Source organism: Thermosulfurimonas sp. F29 (assembly GCF_019688735.1).
In the GTDB taxonomy this organism is placed as follows: domain Bacteria; phylum Desulfobacterota; class Thermodesulfobacteria; order Thermodesulfobacteriales; family Thermodesulfobacteriaceae; genus Thermosulfurimonas_A.
Genome location: NZ_JAIFYA010000002.1, coordinates 560,906 through 581,930 on the forward strand (window position 1 = coordinate 560,906; position 21,025 = coordinate 581,930).

Below are 21,025 nucleotides of genomic sequence, written 5' to 3' on the forward strand. Positions count from 1 at the left end.
CGAATCCGCCTGGGATCTCTTCAGAGCGAAGCCGACGCCCGATGGAGGATTCGTCGTCGCGGGCGTTGATAAGAACGATTCGCTGTACGTGGCGAAGTTTAACGAGAATGCGCAACTGGTTTGGCGGCGGCGCTTTCGCAAAAACGAACTTTACGGCGGGACGGGAACCGATGTGGCGGTCACCGAAGACGGATACTACGTTACCGGGTTCGGAATGGAGTTCGTGGAGGAGAACTTGTTTGCGCACGGGACGGTGCTACTCAAGCTGAACCGAGACGGCGAACCGGAGTGGGGACGTTTCTGGGGATACGTGGAGGACGGTCAGGGTGCTCTGGAGACGAACCCCAACTTCGCCGGGCGTTCCTCGGTGGTCGTCAACGGAAACACGGTCACGGTGGCAAGCACCTTCACCGTGTCCAGGCGGGGAGCCTTTTCGCCGGTGGAGGTGTCCTACGGTGTGCTGTTGCGGTTCGACGACAGCGGAAACTTTCTGGACGCCCAGAAGTTTGGCGGCGAGGCCGACGACGGCTGGTTCGACGCAGCGGTCAACCCAGACGGTTCTCTCTTGATAACGGGATATACGGAGTCGAAAGCCAACGTTGATTCTTCTTGGGGACGTTCGCTCTGGCTGCTGCACCTTCCGGCGAACGGCACGGTGAACGTGAACGATCCGTTCGATCCGTGCTATGCGCAGTCCATGTTGCTTGCCGGGGACTCTTGGCGAGTGACCTCGTGGGGCGAGGTCAATGATGTGGATTCGACGCCGATGCGGGTGCTTACGGCTTTGGAGGCGGAGCCGGTGCATCTGGAAGCGCATGATGTTCAGGGTTCCGAGAGAAGGTACTGTTCGTTCGGAAGCGAGACGCCGGGGCCGATCGAGCTGGGGCCTCCCGGTGTTCTTCCGTACGGGACCCTGCACTCGCCGCCTGACGCTCCGGCGGAGGTGATCCATCGGCCCGCGGGGCCTTCCGTGATGCACGTTCGGTTGCTGGTCCCTGAGACCCACATCGGTCGTCCCTTGATGCGTTACTGGATGGTTTGCAACCGCGAGGCCGGGTGGTGTTCCGATATAATGAGCCTCGGTCAGGCGACAGCTTCGGGCGACGAGATGTCGTTTCCCTTGATCGAGTCTCCTCTCGACACCGCGGCTCTGGCGGGAAGCTGCTGGGATGTTTATGTGGGGGCGGCTTCGTCATCCGACTTTGCGGACCTGGTGTACGGTTGGTATCGGGTCTGTCTGGACCGTTAGAGACAGCCGGAGGCTCGGCCCGGTGCCGGGTCTTTGAGTGCTGAGCGCGGTCTTCGGACGGGTTTCCCATCGGCAGTTTTCGCGGCCCGGTTCAACGCCGGGCCTTTCTTTTGTTTATCTGGCTTAGGAAACTTCGAAAACAGGAGGGAAGGACCATGCTAGTATCAACCGGCAGACAAAAGTATCATTGGGGCGATGGATACGGTTCGGCGTTTGCGGTGTACCGGATGGAGCCGGAGGAAGCGCGTCCGGTGGGATGGGCCCAAATCGTAGACGGTCAGTGGCGACTTTACGGTGACAGGGATCAATTGACGAAAAATTTGTAAGGAAATTTTTGTTAAGTTCTCTATCCCTCAAACAGAACCAACGGCAAAAAGTGCACCTTGGTCCCGTTGAGGGATTTCTCCTCCCACCGGTCGCGGGAGACCACTACCGCCCGGAGAGGACGATACCGTTTGATGAATGACTTCAGGCCGGAGAGTTTTTCCGGGCGTCCGCGAAATTTTGTTTCCACGGGGAGATATTCTCCCGAAGTAAGGACCACGAAGTCCACTTCCGGGCCGCTTTTCTTTCGCCAGAAGCGGAGGCGTTCCTCAGGTCTCAAGTTTCTCAAGAGGGCAAGGGCTACCATGTTTTCCGCATAAAGTCCAGCGGCCTGCGGCCTTAAGGCCAAGGGAGAGAAGTTGCCCAAGGCCCAGCTTAAAAGTCCGGTATCAGCAAAATAGACCTTACAGGCCTTCTTGAGCTCCGTGCGGGGGTTTTCCGCAAGCGGCGGCACTTCCTTCACCAGGAAAAGGGCCTTAAGTAGTTCCAGGTAGTGTTTTACCGTCTTGTGGTTTACTCCTATGTCCGAGGCCATCTCCGAAAACTTGACTATGGACCCCACGCTTCCGGAAAGGGCCAGGAAGACCCTCTCAAAGGTTCTGGGGTCCGGCTGGGCAAAGAGAAGCCTTAGATCCCTCAAGGCGTAGAGGCGGAAGATCTGTGAGAGGAGCTTGCTCTTTACTTCCGGATCCCGGGCCAGAACGACTTCGGGAAAGCCTCCGAAAAGGAGAAACTCTTCAAGCAGCTCCCATATCTTTCCGGGAATTCGTAAGGGCTCGGGGGCCCGGAGCTGGCGGATGGAGACGGGTTCAAGCCAGCGAGCGTAAGAGTCTTCTTCCCGGAAATGCAGGAATTCACGGAAGCTTAAGGAGAAAAGTTCAAACTCCACCAGGCGACCGATGAGGGAGTCCCTGAAGTGCTTGAGAACCGCAAGGCTTGAGGAACCCGTGAGGATGAGTTTGAGCTCGGGAAAGTGGTCCACGGTGAGCTTTACGAAACGGGCCGGATCTTCGAGCAGATGAAACTCGTCCAAGAAGACCACCCCGGGTCTGCCCAGAAATTTCCTGAGGGCCCCGGGGCCGGCCTCGATTACATCCCGGTCGTCGGGATCTTCGAGGTCGAAGAAAAATACCGGTTTCCCTTCTTCGGCCAGCCTCAGGGCCAGAAGCTTGAGCAGAGAGGTCTTCCCCACCCGACGCGGGCCCACTATGACTATGGCCTCCCTGCGGGCAAGCCAGGGCTCAAGCTTTGAGAGTAGCTCCCGCGGATAAAGACTTTCTTCCCTTATCCTATCAAGACCTATCATCTTTACTAAATGGTAACGTTGTTCCCAAAAAGTTCAACTTTTTGGGATAAAGCCTTCCGTCTGGTACGGTTAATCCGGCGAGGTCCTTCCGCCGGGTTCGGAGCAGGAACGAATCCGGTCAAGCAAAACTTTGGGATCGGGCGCGGTAGGCGGCTTCCAGGCGTTCCAGTTCCCGTTGCCTGCCGACGAAAAACTCCACGATGTCGTCCTCTTCTACAAATTTAGCCCCACTACGCCCACGAGGAGGTCTTCGAGGTTCCAGGAGCCGTGTCCGTCGTCGGGGGCCAAGGCGAAGTAGATCGTCCACGAGGTCCCCGCCAAGGCTTCGAGGTTCGCGGGTTCCGGCACGAGGGGGAAGACCACGTAGACGCGTCCGTTCACGTAGCCGTTTTCGTCCACCCGCACCGTTCCCAGGTCGAGGAGGTCCGTGCACCAGCCGGAGTCGTTGCGGCAGGCCACGACCAGGCGATGCAGGACGCGTCCGGCGAACCGTCGGGGAAGCTCCGGCGAGGTGACGGTCAGAACGACGCGGACGTGATCGAGGGGCCGCGAAGCCATCACGGAGCGAGGACGGAGGGAGGGGACGTCGTCGAGGGTAGCGTTGGCGCACAGGACAAAGGAGACCAGGTTGTCGTCGGCACCGCCCAGGGGATCGGTCGCCAGAGCCCACGGGATGAAGCTGTGAAACGATTTGCATGCGCTTGTGAACGGATCGTCCCCCATGTTGCCGGAGGAACCGCCGGAGTTATCGGAACCGGAGCCGGAGTTATCGGAACCAGAACCGGAGTTATCGGAGCCGTTGTCGGAGCCGACCTCGCCGTAGCGGGCGTAGTGCCGCCAAACCGCCAGCGCCCGATCCTTCACCTCGTCCCAGCTCCGCCCCGGAAACAGACACAGAAACAGCACCTCGCGGTGGGCTTGTTTGGAGTAGTAATTTTTGACTTCGTCCACCCCATACCATGTCCAGGCCCAGGCGGCCCGGTACAAATCGTCATCGTACCACTCCGTGTAGCGGGTTCCGTTCATGGCCCGGCAGAGGGCCTCCTGGTCCTCTTCGGGGACGCGCCCGAAGGTCCAGAACCCGGCCAGCTTCCGACCGCGACTGTCCGTGATGGTGAACCCCGATACCTCCGTGGGGGTTACCGGAAAGAGGTTGAGCTGGAGAGGATCGGAGTCGTCATAGATGGCGTCTTTTAGTGAAAGATAGCTTGCGACCCAAGGACTGATGTATCTCGGCGGGAACACGTCCCGACCGGGTTTCTGGTAGGCGTGGCGCTCCATGGGGGGACGGTTGCCCCAGGGCCAGTGCTTGCATCCGACCTCATCGCCGGACCGGGCGTCGTAGCGGCAAAAGGAGACGTCGAACGGGAACCACGGCGTGAAGTAGAGAAGGGCTACGGTGTAGTCGTAGGGACCGGTTCCATTTACCCAATTTCCCCACGTGTCCACCCAGAACCAGGGCCGGTACCGTTCGGCCCAGAGTGAGGCGTCCTTTTTGAGGCGGACGTGGCCGGGGTACCAGTCCATGTACTCGCAGTAGCCCTTCTGGAACTGCTCGATGTCCTGGAGGGTGGGGAAAGCAATGCCGTCGTAGCTCATGACCGAGAACCCCTCGGCCAAAAGGTCCTCTTCGGGCGCATGATAAATTTCGGAGTCCGCGGGATCGCTGAAGGCGTGGTTCAACCCCATGACATGCCCGAATTCGTGAAGGATTGTTTCTGTATCTACATCCCCGAGATTATTCAAAAATACCATAGCGAAGGTGTTGGGTAGAGTTACACCCCAAGCATCGAGGATCGGCACATACTCTCTCAGGCCGAGGTCCTGGATGCGGTCCACGTCTTCCCTGTAGAAGACGAAGACGGGCGGGGCGAGGTAGACGGTTTCGCCGTCGTCGAGACGCACGGATTCGTAGAACCGGTAGGGCGGACAGCCCAGACCATGCGGTGCGCCGGAAACGCAGTCCGTGATTTGCGGAAGCCACTCGCTCATTTTGCGGAGCATGCGGTCGGGATCGTCCTCGTAGCCATAGTAGATTTCCCGCCAGACGGGGGCGGTCTGCTGATCGAAGCGGATGTGCAGGCCGCCCCACAGCTCGAACCGCCAGGGGACGATGGCGTTCCAGATGCGGAGGGCCGTGCGGAGTGCCGCGGCCCTGTCCGGCGTAAGGTTCTCCGTGGCGATCACCGGCACGATCACCCGCCCGAGATCCACCCCGCGGGCCTGATACCAAGAGTGGGGAACCGAGTTAACATAGTATCCCACCTGTAACAGATTATCCACAACCCTGAACCAGGAATATTCTTCGGGATCACTTTCGACCTTTTCCCTTTCATACTCGTCCAGATTGCAGTAGTCGTGCACCACGTGCGATTGCAAGTCTTGCCATCCGGCGAAGGCGCCTTTCCGCGGTCCGCGGCGCACGACATCCCCGATCAGGTTCGGGCGGAGCGCCGCGGCCAAGGCCCTCCCCATAACGAAAGTCAAGACCATCACGATGATCGTCGTTGCGACCGCAAGCCTTTTCGTCATGGCCGATCCCTCCCGGCGTGTTTTCCTTTCCATCTCTTAGCATAACAAAGCGGAGGCTGTCATCTCCCGGAGGGATTCGGCGTGGTTCGGCGGGTGGAGGGGAGAGGACTTCTTTTTCTCGGAAAAAGCGAAACCCCATGCAGGGAGGAGGAGCGTCATGAAAGACATCCGGCGCGGAATGACGGTGTGGACGGTCCTTTGCGGTTTACTGGCGGTGTTTCTCTGGGTGGTTCGTGCGGGGGCGGTGATCGCCCGTCCGCCCAGGGACCTCAAGATAAACGTGGAGGTCATCCGGCAGTGTCTCTTCGACTACGGAGGCGTGTACGGTTACTGGGAGATCCAGGCCGCCAACGGGACCGGCGGAGGGGTGCTCAAGTTCGTTCCGGTTCTCACCCGTGAGGACCTTTACCAGAAGTGCGTGAAAGAGAAGCGCAACTGTGTGTGCGAGAACACGCCGGGGATCGAGGCGGCCATTCAGGGGATCACGCAGCCCTCTCCCAACGGCGGAAACGGGACGCAGCTTTCCCTTCAGGACGTGTGCGTGTCTCTGGGCGGGACCTGGACGGGCGACCGCTGCGTGCTTCCTCAGCAGACCGCGCAGGGTTCGCAGCAGAGCCCGCGGCAGATATGCGAGTCCTTGGGCGGGACCTGGACGGGGAACCGCTGCGTGCTCGCCTCGGCTGCGTCCAATCCGAGTTCATCCGCTCCGAGCAATCCGTCCAGTGGCGGCGGCACTGTAACTAATCCGAATCCGTTCACTCCGACCAATACGTCTGGTGGCGGCGGCAACCCCGGCGACACCAATCCTCCTACCAATCCTCCTTTGTGCGAACGCGATCCTCACGCCACCGGTCCTGATCCCAGTCACTCCGGTTGGTGTAAGTGCGAGCCTGGGTACCAGTGGTATGCGAAACAAGGACGGTGTGTTCCGATAGAAGGTCCGTGCGATCCTAGGCGCACCCCTCACGCCACCGGTCCTGATCCCAACCATTCCGGTCAGTGTTTGTGCGAGACCGGCTACACGTGGCTGAACGGGCGGTGCGAGCCGCTTTCCCGGGCCCGCATCCGGCTGGTGATTCGCCAGGAACAGCTGGAAAACAGCGAGAGATGGGGCGTGCAGACCTGGGACGCCGATCAGCTCGGTCCTAACGACGTGGTGACGCTGTATGCGGATCAACCGGTCTACGTTGATCTCACTTACGAAGGGCTCAAAGACGCCGTGTGTCACTGGGAAGTGGGAACGCCGGGTGACGTGACCGTGATCGGCCAAAACTACACCGTCAGGGCCGATTACGATACCTCGAATGTGGCGTGGACGCCGGTTTACAAGGATCACGACGAAACCTTCCGGGTGGTCTGCGAAAAGGACGGGCAGTCCTATGAGAAGTTCGTGCGGGTGCGGTATGTGAACATGTCGTTCGGGCAGGAGTTTGTGAATGCGTTTCGGGGAAGGCGGGGTCCCAAGAAGTTCACGGCCACTCTCACTCTGCGGTCGGCGAGCGACGTGGTTCGTCCGGAGGAGACCGTCACCGCGGAGCTGACGGTGGACAATGTTCACAACGACAAGCAGGTTCTGTGCCTGGTGAAGTTCAAGGGCGCGCAGGGGTTTCAGGTTGGCCGGGATGGGTGGACGACGCCTCCAGGAACGGTCGCTTACGATCCGCATCAGGCCGTGCACACGGACACCGTGCAGCTCAAAGCGAAAAATGATGCTGACGAATTGGCGGTTCGGATTGCGTGCGACGAGGTGGACGACCTGGCTGCAGCCTTGCGGGACAGGGAACAGACTTTCCGGAATTTTCAGTTGTCCGGCGTGGTGCTGGAACGGTCGCTGCGGGTTGTAAAGTACGGATCTTCCGCCATGGCTTCCGCGGAGAGTCCGCAGATGTGGTTGCGCTTGTTTGTCGATCCGTCCGCCTTGTATCCCACGGACACAGGAAAGGCGACCGTGTGCTTTTACACGCTGTCGGGCAAGAAACTGAGCGATCTCGGCGGTCTTACCTGTCAGATGCGTGTCTGGATGGACGTCAACGCGAACGGCAACGTTGATCTGGACACCGGCTGGGTCACGACCACGGAAGCGACCTGGGCAGACTGGCAGCCTGTGGCGACGGCGGATAGTGGTATTTGCTTGCAGACTTCGTTCCAGCCGAAGGCGATTATCGAGGGTCTTACGCAACGAAAGGGCAAGCCCTGGGCAAGCGTTTTCTTAAACCTGATGGCATCGGCGCGGGGAGCGGAGCTCAACTGGGCGATGCGGTGCAAGGATCCGAACTTCAACAACGGCGAGTGGGTGGAAAGCGGTGTTCAGAAGATCACCGTGCTGAGACCGTCGGTGACATCGAGCATTCCGACGGGCGAGCGGCAACCCAACGATCCCATCGGAGGGGGAATCCGCATTCACGGCTTCAAGGGCGGAAAGTGCACCTTCACGGTGGAGTATCCCAATGATCCGAATGCGAACCCGGCGGTGAGCACTGTGTCCATCACCGAGCAGAATGTGAGCATCGATCTCAGCAACGCGACGGTGGCCTCGATCATTCCGCAGAATTACGAGGGACGGGTGCAGTACAGGGTGGTTTGCCGTCTGGGAAGCGGCGACAAAGCATATGTGTCGCAGGTGGAGTCGAACTTCACGGTGAAGCGTCCCCAGGTGACCCGGTTGGTTCAGTTTGATTTTAACGGACTGGAACAGGATCAGAACGAATACACCACCGGGGTCAAGGTGCATCTTTACATTTCAGGATTCCGCGGCGGCACTTGCTGGTACAAGTATGATGCAGGGGATACGGTCAGCGATGTGGGCGTGAAGGTAAGCAACGACGTTACGCTCAGGCCCACCAACGGGCGGTGGGTAGCGTGGTGGAACCCGGTGTCGCAGGATGAGCTGGATACCGGAGACGTGACGTGGAACCTCACCGGTCACGGTGTGGGGACGGTGACTCTCAGCGTGAAGTGCTGTCCGCGGGGTGAATCGTCCGACAGCGCTTACTGTGAGGGGGATCAAATCCGGTTCCAAGTGAACCGTCCGCTGGAGGTGACGCTTGGGGCTTCAGCGGGAACTTCACGTAGCCGTCCGCTTGCGCCCAACGGTAGCTTCAACCTGACGCTTGTGATCAAGGGGTTCAAGGGAGGATCGTGCAAGTACTACGTATCGTCGAACCGAGACATGGACGTGCTCGGTTTAACCGAGGGGCGCTGGAGCACGCTGTATGCCAATGTGGACAACGATAACATCAATGCGCAGGCGCCGCTCACCGTCAAAAACGACAGCGAGTCGGTACAGTCGCAGACGATCAAGGTGCGTTGCTGTCCGAGGACCTGGAGCACGAACTGTGCTGGCGGCAGGGAAGGCAGCGTGACGGTATATGCGAAGGGGAAGCCCGTTTCTTCCGCTTCGTCTGGTGCGTACAGGAGTTATCGGAGCGCTTCCGCAAGTCGGTCGGTGACGGTGAGTCTGTCACCGTCGAGTTCTTGGAGCAATCCGTTGCGCACTTACGGTGGACGCAAGTCGTTCTCCGCGACCGTGACCGTTAGGGGATTTGCGGGCGGGCGCTGCAAGTACAGGTTCGTCAAGCGGACGGGTTACGTCGTGAGTGTCTATTACGGAAACACCTCGATTCCGTTTGCGACTTGGTATGACCTGCCTGATCAGCCCACGAGCAACAGCTTCAGCAGGACCTACTCCGGCCTCGAAGTGGAACGTCCTTACAGCACCACGACCTGGGTCAGGCTTGAGGTGCGTTGCTGTCCGGGGGCCTGGAGCGCATCCTGTGCGAACGGCAAGACGGGAAGCGCGACGCTTTATGTGAAAAGGTAGCCGAAGGAGCGGTCCGCGGGCCGTAGGGGTCCGCGGACCGTTCGTCTGATCGGGGAAGGGAGGTTGAACCATGAAGGCACGGAAAGCGGTGCGGATGGTAGCGGGAGGTTTTCTGGCGGCCGCGCTGGTTCTTTCGTCCGTCTTTTCGTCCGCGGCGCGGGCGGGCAGAGGACACGAACGGTTTTCCATCCGCGTTCCCGGCGTTTCGGTGATGATGCACCAGGACGATGGTGAAGGCGAGCGGTTCTCCATCCGCATCCCCGGTGTTTCGGTGATGCACCGGGACGACGATGGGGAACACGCTTTCGCCGCTTCTCGGCCGAATCGGACGGACAGGGAAGACAGGGAAGAGGGCGAAACCCGGTCGGCGAATCGTGAGATTGAGGCGAAGGTGTGGTCGTGGGGTGAGCACAGGGTGCGGGTTGCGGTGCGGACGAACCCGGAGGCGGATTCGATCAGGCGGTGTCTGGAGCGGGGTGGAGGTGTACGGCTTGTGCTCCACTTCGGAGGACGCGAGCTTGCGGATCTGGGCGAAATCGTTCCGGGGCGTCGCTACGCCCTCGATCTGGATCCTTCCGTACTGGCCGAGCGTTTCCACGTCAAAAATATCGGGCAGCTGAAGCTCGGACTGAGGTGCGTTTGGCCGGGGGAACGGGAAACACAGCGGGAAAGGGAAAACGCGGAGGAAAGGACAAGAGGGAATGTCGCCGCGGGTTCGGAACAGTCTGTGGATATGGGGCGGTTTCTGGTGCGGGAGCGCAGGCCGCAGGATGTGCTGCAGGCTCAGAGTCAGGTGCGCACCATGGCGCAGCGCAACCTGACGACGGCGCAGTTTCACGTGATAGCGCTGTGCCGGTCTCTGGGCTGGCGGTGGGTGCGTCTCCCTTCGGGGAAAGGGATCTGCCTGGCCCGCAGCCGGAGCCGCGGTTCCTCCAACGGGAATTCCGTCAACGGCACCACAACACCCTAACACGGGAACCGTCCACTCCTTTTTCGTCCGTTTTTCCGTCACTCGCAATTTCGCCGCGCGCGGGCCTCGGCGGTTTTCTTTTTCGTTTCGGCGGGATCTCTTCCGAATCCATGATGGGAGGTTTGCGATGGCAGAGCACAGAGAGCAGGAAATCGCGGAGGCCATCGCGGACGCATGTGTGGCGGAGGACTATGAGGAGTTTAGGCGGATCTTCGTGGAGGAGGGTTGGCGGGGGGTGGCCGCACGGGACCCTTGGCGCTGGCATCCCGATCTGCTGGAGGAGCTGGCCGATCTTGAGGAAGATGGCGTGCGGCTCGTGCTTCAGACCCCCTCGCCCGCGGAGGTTGACGACGGGTTCATGGAGGCGGCCTGGTTGATCGGGGCATCGAGGTGGCGCACCCTGACGGATCTTGCGGCGGACGCTTATGAGGACGCCTGGGACGACGTGATTGAGCGGACAAGGGGACGGGGTTGGCGGGAAGGCCCCACGGAGGACGAAGTGGCCCGCCGGGAAGCCGAGCTGATCGAACAGGTTTTCTACGAGGCGCGGGATCAGGCCGAGAAAGCACTTCGGGACGTTTATCGATCCTACTGGAAACGTCTTGCTCAGCGCAGGATACGCAGACTTCGGAGGGGAGTAAGCCATGGGTATACGGTTTCGTAACGCCGAGGCGGAGGCGCAGATCGAGTTCGCTTTTCGGTACGGTTCAGGGGTGCTTTTGGTGGGTCCTCCGGGCACGGGCAAGACCACCTGTCTTCTCCAGAAGGCCCGTGAGGACGGTTTTGTGCCGGTGGTAGTGGCGGGTCGGGAATCGCTCCAAGATGCTGATTTGCTGGGGACCTTCGTGCCCCGTACGGACGGTCGGGGGTTCGTTTTCCGGTACGGTCCGCTGGGCGAGGCGTTTCAGCGGGCGGCCCGCGGCGAAAAGGTGCTCTTCGTGGCGGATGAGATCAACCGGATGCCTTCCCGCCACCAGTCCATTTTCATCGAGGCGATCAACGTGTACGACGAAAGCGAATGGGTGCTTCGGAATCACTTCACGGGGGAGACGCTCACGGCACCGCGGGAGAACCTGAAGTTTGCGGCCACGGCCAACACGGGCTACAACGAAGTTTACGAGATACCGGCGGCGCTTTTTGATCGTTTGGCGGTGGTGTTCGTGGGATACCCCTCGCCGGAGGAGGAGATGCTGATCCTTGAGGATGCGGCGCGCGAGGTTCTGGGGGACGGTCTCGACGAGAAGGCGGTGCTTGCGCTGAGGGAGACGCTGTGGAGGCCCTTAGTGCGTTTTGCGGGTGCCGTTCGGACCATGGCCGAGGGGGAGGAGGGACCGCTTGTTGAGGGCATCTCCACGCGGGCTCTGGTAAACGTAGTGCGGCAGACGTTTGCGGCGGCGCGGAACGGGACCGATCCCAAGGTGGCGCTAGCGCGGGCGATGGAGCTGGCGTTCGTGAGGCTGGTGCGTCCGGGAGAAAACCCCGACTGGCGGGAAGCTTTGAACGGGCTTATGGAGACGTTCCGGCAGGCGGTGGATCTCTCGAAGGCGGCCAAAACGGTGGCGTGGACGCTTTCCCGGTTGACTTCGGCGAAATCCCCGGCTCCGGCGGAGTCGGCGAAGGGAGCCGCGTCGAGGCGACGGGTTTCCTCCGCCAGAGCTACGGTTAGAACCGTGCGGCGGGGACGGGGCGCAAGTCCCGTGGACCTTTAAGGAGGCGAGGGCATGAGGCGTTCGCGGGTTGCGGAGCTGGTGCGGACGGGGAAGCTTGACCCCGGCATTTCCGGCGAGGAGCTGATCCGAGAGGCGGGGCGGCTTCTCGGCGAGGAGGATTTCGACCGGATGAAACTCAGGGGCGAGGGAGCGCTTTTCGCCCGCGAGATGGGGGCCGGTCTTCTGGTGAACGGTTTGCGGCGGCTTTTCGAGGAGACCTGCAACGGCCCGAAGGGGGTGCGGTTTCAGGGCACGGTCGAAATCGACGTCGGGGCCCCGGCCTGGTTCAACTACGACAGGCGAAGCGTGTACGTGAACTTTGCCTACGCCCTGAGCTTTGACCGGAAGGCGTTTCTGGGGCTGCTCTACCACGAGAACTGTCATGTGGTCTGGAGCAGGCTTCCCGAAGACCCGGAGGAGCGCAAACGGATTTTCGGGGATCCCCTGCTGAGGAATCTGGTCAATCTGTTGGAGGATCGGCGGGTGGAATGTCGTCTGGCGGAAAGGCTTCCGCAGGGTTTTTTGTGTGTGGAGAGGGCGCACCGGGTGTTTTTGGCGCGGATGCGGGGCGACGAGGCGGTGGAGAGGTACGGACCGGCGGCGCTTTTCTATGCGGCTTCGTTTGCGGACCTGGCGGACGTGTACGTTTCTCTGGGGGATCTTCCGCGGCGGCGGATGGAGGAGGGTTTGAGGTCCGCGGCGTTGCGGGAGCGTCTTGCGGACAGCGGGGTGGAGCTTTCCGAGTTTCGGGAGCTGATCGGGGACCTGGCGCGCACGGCGAGGCGGTGTGCGGAGCGCTGCCAGTCGCTTGCGGAGACGGCGAGGGAGGCCGAGGCGTTTCTCGCAAGGTGGCGGGAGACCCTCGCAAAGCTGTTTCCCCGTCACGAGGCGGAGAGAGGTTTTTCGAGGGGGATTCCCGGTCTTGAGGGCGAGGCGAGCTTCAACGAGGAGGGGAAGGCGTTCGAGCCCGACCCGGAGGGAACGTTCGACGTGGACGCCCCGGATGCGTCCTGTCCGTCGGACGAACCGGATAACGACGATACGCCGGACGATGTGGAACCATTGCGGACGATGAAGGATGGCGAGGAGGAGGGTCTGCGGCGGTTGCTTCAGCGTTTTGCCGGGTCGCGTTTGGGGAGGTGTCGGCTGGTTCCGGCGAGGGAGCTCGGCGGTGCGGAGCCGGATGAGGAGCACGTGCGGGCCGTGGCCGAGGGACGGAGAACGGCGCAGCGTCTCCTGCGGAGGTTTCCGATGGTGCGGATGATGCCGAAGACGGTTTGGACACCTGACGTGGTTGGTGAGCGGCTTGACGTGCGGTCGTTGGTGCGGTCCGCGGAGGAGAACGGTCTTCCGGCGTGCTGGCTGCGGCAGGAGACGATCAGGGAACCGCTTCCGCTTCCGGTGTGCGATGTGGTGTTGGACACGTCGGGATCGATGTACGGGAAGCCCCTGCGGGAGGGGGTGTTCTGGGGAGCGTTTTTCATGGAGGTTTCCCGACGGCTTGCGCCGCTTGCGGAGGCGCGGGTGTTTGCAACCCGGATGGTTGGTGGTGAACGCATGCTTGCTCGCATGGAGCGGTTTGAGGATCTTGAGCGGCTTCAGACCGGTGGCACGGACGGGTTTGCGGTTTATGATGCGCTGGTTCCGGACAAGCCGGAGACGATTTTTGTCGTCACGGACGGGGCGTTCATGTCGCAAGAGGACCAGGAGGTTTGGGTGCGGGTCGGGCGTCGGTGTCGGGTGATAGGGCTTTACTGCGGCGATGAGGGGGATCTTCCGAAGGTGAAGGAGTTGCTTTCGCCCGTTTGTCGGCAGGTGGTGTTGGCTTCGGATCGGGAGGCGATGGTGCGGCTGGTGACGGCGGTTCTGCGTCGGTTTAGGGACCGAGTGCGTCGGAACGAGCTCGTGCGGCGGCGGTTTCGGACCGGTGTGGTATTGACGAATTAGACGCAAACGGGTGCGTAGAATCCGGCTCGCATGTGGCGGCAACGGTTTGACACGAGATCGAGGACTGCTCGATTCGCTGTTTATATTTTTCGTATTATAATAACATCAACACACAAAATTTTCGGGACAGGGGTTATAGTGTTGAAGTTTGTAGGACGGGAGAGGGAGTTGGAGACGCTGGAACGGGAAGACCTGGCTGAACGAAACTCGTTTGTGGTGGTGCACGGCCGCAGACGAGTGGGAAAGACGCGGCTCATCCTGGAGCACATCGGACGACGCAAGGGGTCGAGCGTGTACGTGCAGGTTCCGCGAGGACGTCCCGCGCAGGTGCTCTACCGGTTCATGGCCGAGGAAATATCCAGACAGATCGGGACACGGGTGGAACTGGAGTCCGCCGAGGGATTGACCGGTTTATTGAAAACGTTAATGGAAACGACCGCCGGGACGAAGCTCTGTTTCGTGCTGGACGAAGTCCCGCGGCTCATGGAGGCAGATCCTTCGTTCGCTTCGGTCCTGCAGGCGTTCTGGGACGTGCATGCGGACGCAAAGCCGGATCCTCGCCTTCTCCTGATCCTCTGTGGGTCCGCGCGTTCCGTCATGCGGCGTGCGTTCTTCGATACAGGCGAACCTCTCTATGGACGCAAGACCATGAGCATCCATGTGCGGCCTCTTGACCTGGAAGACCTGTGCGATGCGTTCGGTCTGACATGGTTTCGCGGTGTGGCCCTGTACGCTATTGTGGGAGGTATTCCTGGGTACTGGACCTGGCTCGATCCGACACCGCTGCGGGACACCGAGGTCCCCTTCAAGGAAGCGTGTCTTGCCGTCCTGGAACAGGCGCTTAGGCCGGATTCGCCGTTCCTGGACGAGCCGCTTTTTATCCTGCGAGAGGAAACTAGCGCCCCCGATACGCTTCTCGGTCTCGTACGGGCCATAGGACGGAGACGGGCCTCCATGTTCGCCGCCATACAGAAACACACCGGGATGCCGCCACACCAGCTCGCACCGTACCTCAAAAACCTGATAGAACTCGGTATGGTCCGTCGCGAGAAACAACCTTTCCGCGACAAGAAGTCTTTTTACGTGCTCGACGACCCCGTTCTCTGCTTCTGCTTCAGGTGCGTAGAACCGTTCGCGCCGCAGGTTTTGTTGGGGGGATTCCTGAACGAATCGGTGCGCAACCGGCTCTGGTCAACCTATCTCGAACACCTGGAATCTTTCTGGGAAACGTGGTGGACCGGCATACTCTACACGGTGTTTCCAGGCCGGGAAGCAGGACGCCAGATCGTCAAGACACACACTAGCATTTGCGAACTCGATTTTGCCGTTTACACGCCGGACGGCAAGAAATTGTTGGCTCTGTTTGAGGCTACGTTCAGCGTATTCGGCCAACGAAAACTACGACAGATTAAGACTGCTCTTGACCGAATCGCCGCAGCTGGTGTAGACACAAGCGATGTCGAGATAGTGGCTCTGGCTCCCAAGATCGACCTGTCCAGTCCGCCAGAACGGTTCCACTGGTTCGATTTCCCGATACGCGACACAATGGAACGCCTTTTGGAATTCGCCGACCGTCTTAGCCGTTCGTTCGACAGAGAAACCGCCCGCACCCACGTCTATCATGCCCGCGAAGCAATCCTGAACCGAATCGACGCTGAAGCTAACGCCAATTCCCGCAGACGTCATTCTGATCGCAAGAACTCTCTACAACCGTAGTGTTTCGGTTTCCACGATCAAACGCATGGTCCAGGTTTCCGGCACAAGCGCCGGAGGAGCACGGGTCAACCGATCGGGCAAGAGGCTTCCCGGCAGCGGTTGAGTTTCCGTCGTCCTCAATCCGAGGTTAACAGTTCAAAAAAGCGCCTTTAACCCCTGTTTTCTTTGACAAGGGATCAGTTTTGATCTATGCTATCTGTGGTATGCGTTTGGCGCAGCGCAGGCGGTTGTTGGTCTGGCGGATAGATTCTGAGGGGAACCCGGTACCGTCCGGCGAGCTGATGCTCAGCGGCGAGCGCGTAGTTTTCCGGTATCTGAAGTCTTATTTGCGCAGGAAGGATGCTTATCCTCTGGATCCGATCCGGTTGCCGCTTGTCGAAAAAGTTTTTCGGGCTACGGCTCTGAGCGCGCCTCTGGGCGTGCTTGACGATACTCTGCCGGACGCTTGGGGACTGGCCATCCTTTCCAAGAAGCACCGTTTCGATTTTTCAGGACGTCGGCATCTCGCGCTGGGACTGCAGGACACTTCTCTCATAGGCGCTCTTTTCTGCACCGCAGCGGACCTAAAGCATCCTCCGCCTCCGACCTGGATTCCGTTCGAGGCCCTGAAAGCCTGCTTTCGAGAATCGACACAGTTCGAAATGCGCAAAGCGGAAGCGGTCTTTCGCTATCTTCAGGTTTCCGGCACGAGCGCAGGAGGAGCGCGTCCCAAAGTCACCTTGGTTGACGAAGACGGAACCCCTTGGCTCGTTAAGTTTCCGTCTGTTCTGGATCCTTCGCCGAAAACCAATGCTCTGGTCGAGGCCGCCGGACTCAGGTTCGCCAAGCGTCTGGGAGTCCCGGTGCCTGATTTCCGCGTAATTGAAGTCGCTGATGCCTGTTGTCTCGCCGTCAAACGGTTCGACATCGTTCGACTGAACCCTCCTTTTCATGGTCGATGTATCGTTCTTTCCCTGGCCACTCTGATGGGGGGAAGCCACATGGTGGAGGCGGGTTATGAAGCCGTGGCCGGTTCGCTTCGACGCTACGTTTCCGACCCGGACCGGGACCTGCGTCAGTTCTTTCGGCAGGCGGTGGTCAACGTCATGATCGTCAACACGGATGATCATCTCAAAAATTTCGCCTGTCTTTGGGACGGCAAGATCCTGAGATTGTCGCCCGCTTACGATCTCGTGGGAAACCTCTGGGGTTTGGACGAACATTCCATGCCGCTTCTGGGAAAGACCGGGGATTTTTCGCGTTCTGATCTGGTAAGGTTCGGCAGGCTCTTGGGACTTTCTTCCGCTGAGGCGAAAACGGTTCTGGACGACGCCGTCGATCTGACCGAAAGTTACCTGCGGGAAATTTCGGACATTCCCGGAACCGAGAGCTTGTGCAAAGCGGTGCGCAAACGGCTCAATCAAATCAAAGGCCACAGTCGTCGGTTTCCGAGCAAACGGTGTTCTCGCCATGGCGGTCCTTCTCACGGCTGATGAGAGCGAGATTGTGCGGTTGTTGGGGGAGATTGCGCGTCGGGCTAGGCTTGCAGCCGGGCTGCGTCAAGAGGATCTGGCGCGGCGCACCGGCGTTTCGGTCTCTACGATCAAGCGCATGGAGTCCGGGAAAGGCGCCGGGGTGTCCCTGGCGTCCTGGATAGCCGTGTTTTCCGTGCTGGGGATTCTGGATATTTTACGTTCCCTGGCCGATCCGTACGCCATCGATCCGTTCGACGACTACGGAAGCCGCAAACGGGTGCGCAAGACATGACCCGACACTTGACGACAAGCCGACACAGGACCAAAAACCGGAAACCACACCGTACGTTTTCTTGACAGCTGTGTGCCTGCCTCTTAAAATGTTCAACAGTATGAACAAACCGCACCGTGTCGTGGTTTTCGCCGGAGGGGAGAGGGCGGGTGTTTACTGGTATCTGCCGGAGACCTTGGAGCACGTCTTCAACTACGAGAGGGACAATCCGGTTTCCATGGTCATGCCCTACACGCCCAAAAGTTACGTATCGCGGGCGGAGTTCCTTCCTGTGTTTGATCAGTTCATGCCGGAGGGATGGCTCTACCGGGTTCTGCGGGACATGCTCGCCAAGCGGTACGAAATGTTCGAGGAGTTTGAGATCTTCGAGGTGCTTGCTCCACGCATAAAAGGATTTCTGACTTTCAAGACCGAAAGGGAAAAAGCGCTTGATTCCGAAAAACCTCTTTTCCGGCTTTCCGAGGTGCTTGAGAGCGACGATCCGGGTCTTTTCCGGGAGCTGGCTCAGGCTTTTCTCGCCGCCTCGCCGGTGGGAGGCGTGCAACCCAAGGTGCTGGCTGAGCTTGAGGACGACGAGAAGGGGGTTCTCCGCACGGGACGCTTCGTGGTCAAGACCTTCGGACGGGAGTTTTTTGCCCTTGCCGAAAACGAGAGACTGTGCATGGAGGCCTGCCGTCGGGCGGGGCTTCCTGTGCCACGGTTCCGGGTTTCCCGGAACGGAAGGCTTTTCGTGGTGGAACGGTTCGACACCGGAGCGGCCTTCGAGGAGTTTGCTTCCCTTCTCGGCAAGACCCGCAACCGCAAGTACGACGGATCGTACGAGGCCGTGGCCAGGGTCCTGCGCAAAATTTCCGCTGATCCCGCCGAGGACCTCAAGCGCTTCTACAAGCTCCTCGTGCTCAATTTCCTTCTCAAGAACGGGGATGCGCATCTCAAGAACTTCGGTGTACTGTATTCGCATCCCTACGCTGGGGACGTGCGTTTGGCTCCGGCCTACGACGTGGTTTGCACTTGGGTGTACGATCCCACGGATCAACCGGCTCTCACCCTCTTCGGACGCAGGGTCTGGTTCGACCAGAAAACTCTGGAGCGTTTCGGCGAGGAACGGTGCGGTCTTGACGGGGGAGAGGTGGTTTCGGCATGGGACGAGGCGCTTGCCGCCGCGGAGGATCTCCTTGAGACGGTGCGGCACCTTGAGAGGGACGGAGGGCCTGAAACCGCAAGGCTTGCCCGGCGGATGAAGGTCGTGCTTGAGTTTTCCTTGACCGAGGGTCTCCGGAAAACCGTGAAGGAGCTGCCCCATGCTTTGCGAGGACCTTGGCAGGAAGATCCGGGAAAGGCGCAGGGAGCTCGGTTTGACCCAGGCGGACCTGGCCTCTAAAGCGGGAATCTCTCGGACGGCGCTTTCGGCTCTGGAAAACGGGTTTGTGGGCCGGGTATCCTTTCGGAAGGTGTGCCGGGTGCTTGAGGCGCTTAAGCTTGAGCTTGAGGTTCATCCCCGTCCGAAGCGCAAGCTCTGGACGGTAGAGGAACTTTTGGAATAAAGCGGGGTCGGCGTGGCCGAGCGGTGAGGCGCCGGATTGCAAATCCGGTCCTACGGGGGTTCGAATCCCCCCGCCGACTCCAGAGGCACCGATCATGCGCTTTGCGGTCGTCGGCGACGTGCACGGGCGGTTCGAGCTACTGGCAAGGGTGCTTGCGGTCCTGCGCGACCGCTGTGGGGTGGAGCTGGCCTTCCAGGTGGGGGACCTGGCCTTCCTTTCCTCGGACGATCCTGAGTACCTGCGCATCCTTAAGGCGAGCGGCCCGCAGGACGCACCTCTGATCTACGAGGTGTTTGATAATGAGGTGCAGGCCATAAAGTTCCTTCACGGCGAGATCGAGCTTCCCGTTCCGGTTTACTTCGTCGGTGGAAACCATGAGGACTGGCCTTACCTGGCCCTTTTGACTTCTCCCACGGCTAAAGCCGTGGGATTCTGAGGGATGCAACCCTCAGAACCTCAGCCGCGGATGGGACGCGACTGAGGGATTGACGGCGTGGATTCCACGAGTGCTTGTCCCACTCGCAGGTTACCCACGCCAGGCCGGCCTCCGGCCCGTCCCCGTAGTCCGGGGTTTCCCCTAGAATGTTCCACGCCGCATTCACATCGGCGTGCATTCTTCCATGTTCGGGACAAATCACCACGGAACGCTTCGGACGCTTGACCTCCTCCCCGCACACGGCGCACCTTTCCGAAGTTCCGGTCTCGTCCACCGGCTCAACTTTTATCCCGCGCCGTTCACAGGCGTCCTTGAGATACCTGATCGCCTTGAGAAAGGCCCAGAAATTGTGAACCTTGATGTTGTTTCTGCCGAACCGCATCTCGCTCCGGCATTCCTTGGGGTAGCCGACCTTGAGGAGTCCCACATCATGTGCCTTGAGAATTTCGGCTACAGTTCTGGCAAAAGCCCGCAAAGCGTGCTCCAGTCGAGCCGTGCGTTTGCGATAAAGCTTCTTGAGTCGTCGGCTTGTCTTGAGCCCCTGGGACGCTAGGAGCGATTGCAGTTCGGCTATGCGCCTGGTCCAGTATCGGTAATCCTTCCACAGGTTGCGAGCCGAGAAAACGATTCCCACAGGAACCCCTTCAATGACCAGCGCCGCTGTGCGTTTCGCGCCCAAATCTATAGCGGCGCGCCGTTTCCCTGTTTTTTTCACCGTTCGGATTTCGGTCTGTATTCGTGCATACCAGCGATCCCTTGCGGCGTCGTACTTGATTTCGCAGGTCGTGCGTTTGCCTCGAAAACGCATGGTTCCCTTGTAGAGCACGGATAACCGATCCCCCGGACGCTTTCTCATATCCGCAGGCAATGTCAGGTGAAACCAATCGCCGTCCACAGCATACGCGCGTGCGGATTTCACGGGAATCCAGTCGGAAAACCTTTTTCCCGTGGTCCGGTCCTTGCGGTAGCGAGGAGGCGATGGTTTCTCGGAGATCTTCCCCATCGCATAAAGAGCTTTCAGCCTGAAAAACGAAGTCCACGCCTGGCGCAGTTTTTTGAGAACTTCCTGGGCGATATCCGAGGGAAGCGCTTGGTATTCCGGTGTGTTCTTCATGAGCGAACACAGTTCACCGTAGGAGGGAACCTTCTCCCCTTTGAAGAACCGCTGGCGACAGACGAAGTTCGCCGCGTTCCAGAGAGCACTAACCCGATCGCCGATTTCTTTGAGAATGCGCCTTTCCCGCCGTGTGGGAAGCAAGCGAACGGTTTCCGTCCTTGTCATCTTGCTTTAAGCGTAGTATGTTTTTGTTTATGAGTCAAGACTATAAACGGGCTTACACTTCAATGTATTTGTTGAACTACCATTTCGTTTGGATACCGAGGCGGCGCAGGCCGGTATTGGTGGGGAGAGTGGCTGAAAGGCTTAAAGAACTGATTCTGGAAAAGGCCGGGGAGCTCAAGCTTGAGGTTCTTGAGCTTGCGATACAGCCTGATCATGTGCACCTTTTCGTATCTGCGCCTCCGAATCTAGCACCGAACCAGATTATGTTTCGCATCAAGGGATATACCGCGCGGGTGCTGCGAAGGGAGTTTCCCTGGCTGAGGAAACTCCCCAGCATGTGGACCAGAGCGTATTTCGTGTCTACAGCGGGAAACGTGTCCTCAGAAACCATCAGGCGCTACATCGAAGCCCAGAGTACATCGGCCTAGCGCCGTTCCTCCCACG

17 protein-coding genes and 1 tRNA gene are annotated in these 21,025 nt (G+C 59.8%); 15 read left to right on the forward strand and 3 right to left on the reverse strand.

What is annotated here, in order from left to right; all coding sequences use genetic code 11:
• Positions 1-88: 88 nt before the first annotated feature.
• Together K3767_RS07440 and K3767_RS07445 are read left to right on the forward strand one after the other, a co-directional pair.
• Positions 89-1,249, forward strand: coding sequence for a hypothetical protein (locus K3767_RS07440; RefSeq protein WP_221172938.1), 1,161 nt, complete (start codon positions 89-91; stop codon positions 1,247-1,249).
• Between the two features lie 155 nt (positions 1,250-1,404).
• Entirely contained in the window at positions 1,405-1,575 is a 171-nt protein-coding gene (locus K3767_RS07445; RefSeq protein WP_221172939.1) for a hypothetical protein, read from the forward strand.
• 20 nt (positions 1,576-1,595) lie between these two features.
• On the opposite strand, the gene K3767_RS07450 is transcribed toward K3767_RS07445, so the two are convergent.
• Both K3767_RS07450 and K3767_RS07455 read right to left on the reverse strand, forming a co-directional pair.
• The gene (locus K3767_RS07450; RefSeq protein WP_221172940.1) at positions 1,596-2,879 is read right to left on the reverse strand and encodes an ATP-binding protein; all 1,284 of its coding nucleotides are present in this window, start codon (positions 2,877-2,879) and stop codon (positions 1,596-1,598) included.
• Between the two features lie 213 nt (positions 2,880-3,092).
• A complete protein-coding gene (locus K3767_RS07455) occupies positions 3,093-5,411 on the reverse strand; it encodes a hypothetical protein (protein WP_221172941.1) in 2,319 nt (772 codons plus the stop codon).
• Between the two features lie 157 nt (positions 5,412-5,568).
• Here K3767_RS07455 and K3767_RS07460 point away from each other — a divergent pair, with 157 nt between their 5' ends.
• The 12 genes from K3767_RS07460 (at position 5,569) to K3767_RS07515 (ending at position 19,299) form a co-directional block, all read left to right on the forward strand.
• Positions 5,569-9,231: a hypothetical protein gene (locus tag K3767_RS07460; protein ID WP_221172942.1), complete on the forward strand. Its 3,663-nt coding sequence runs from the start codon at positions 5,569-5,571 to the stop codon at positions 9,229-9,231.
• A gap of 70 nt (positions 9,232-9,301) precedes the next feature.
• Complete coding sequence (locus K3767_RS07465) at positions 9,302-10,201, forward strand: hypothetical protein (RefSeq protein ID WP_221172943.1); 900 nt, start codon at positions 9,302-9,304, stop codon at positions 10,199-10,201.
• Positions 10,202-10,328: 127 nt separating this feature from the next.
• Positions 10,329-10,865, forward strand: coding sequence for a hypothetical protein (locus K3767_RS07470; protein ID WP_221172944.1), 537 nt, complete (start codon positions 10,329-10,331; stop codon positions 10,863-10,865).
• The gene (locus K3767_RS07475) at positions 10,846-11,910 is read left to right on the forward strand and encodes a MoxR family ATPase (protein WP_221172945.1); all 1,065 of its coding nucleotides are present in this window, start codon (positions 10,846-10,848) and stop codon (positions 11,908-11,910) included. The genes K3767_RS07470 and K3767_RS07475 overlap by 20 nt, the downstream gene beginning before the upstream one ends.
• A 12-nt stretch (positions 11,911-11,922) precedes the next feature.
• Positions 11,923-13,857: a hypothetical protein gene (locus tag K3767_RS07480; RefSeq protein WP_221172946.1), complete on the forward strand. Its 1,935-nt coding sequence runs from the start codon at positions 11,923-11,925 to the stop codon at positions 13,855-13,857.
• Between the two features lie 30 nt (positions 13,858-13,887).
• Complete coding sequence (locus tag K3767_RS07485; RefSeq protein ID WP_255592337.1) at positions 13,888-15,573, forward strand: ATP-binding protein; 1,686 nt, start codon at positions 13,888-13,890, stop codon at positions 15,571-15,573.
• Between the two features lie 203 nt (positions 15,574-15,776).
• Entirely contained in the window at positions 15,777-17,045 is a 1,269-nt protein-coding gene (locus K3767_RS07490) for a type II toxin-antitoxin system HipA family toxin (protein ID WP_221172948.1), read from the forward strand.
• A gap of 13 nt (positions 17,046-17,058) precedes the next feature.
• A complete protein-coding gene (locus tag K3767_RS07495) occupies positions 17,059-17,319 on the forward strand; it encodes a helix-turn-helix transcriptional regulator (RefSeq protein WP_221172949.1) in 261 nt (86 codons plus the stop codon).
• A gap of 100 nt (positions 17,320-17,419) precedes the next feature.
• Positions 17,420-18,700 (forward strand): type II toxin-antitoxin system HipA family toxin, encoded by a 1,281-nt coding sequence (locus tag K3767_RS07500; protein ID WP_221172950.1) that lies wholly within the window; start codon positions 17,420-17,422, stop codon positions 18,698-18,700.
• Positions 18,675-18,863, forward strand: a complete 189-nt coding sequence (locus tag K3767_RS07505) for a helix-turn-helix domain-containing protein (protein ID WP_255592339.1) — start codon at positions 18,675-18,677, stop codon at positions 18,861-18,863. Before K3767_RS07500 ends, K3767_RS07505 begins: the two co-directional genes overlap by 26 nt.
• 6 nt (positions 18,864-18,869) lie before the next feature.
• Positions 18,870-18,945: transfer RNA gene (locus K3767_RS07510), tRNA-Cys, on the forward strand.
• 12 nt (positions 18,946-18,957) lie between these two features.
• Complete coding sequence (locus tag K3767_RS07515) at positions 18,958-19,299, forward strand: metallophosphoesterase family protein (RefSeq protein WP_221172952.1); 342 nt, start codon at positions 18,958-18,960, stop codon at positions 19,297-19,299.
• On the opposite strand, the gene K3767_RS07520 is transcribed toward K3767_RS07515, so the two are convergent.
• Complete coding sequence (locus K3767_RS07520; RefSeq protein WP_221172953.1) at positions 19,280-20,557, reverse strand: RNA-guided endonuclease TnpB family protein; 1,278 nt, start codon at positions 20,555-20,557, stop codon at positions 19,280-19,282. The genes K3767_RS07515 and K3767_RS07520 overlap by 20 nt on opposite strands.
• Before the next feature lie 53 nt (positions 20,558-20,610).
• On the opposite strand from K3767_RS07520, the gene tnpA reads away from it, so the two are divergent.
• On the forward strand, positions 20,611-21,009 hold the full coding sequence (gene tnpA, locus K3767_RS07525) for an IS200/IS605 family transposase (protein ID WP_221172954.1): 399 nt from the start codon (positions 20,611-20,613) through the stop codon (positions 21,007-21,009).
• Positions 21,010-21,025 lie beyond the last annotated feature (16 nt).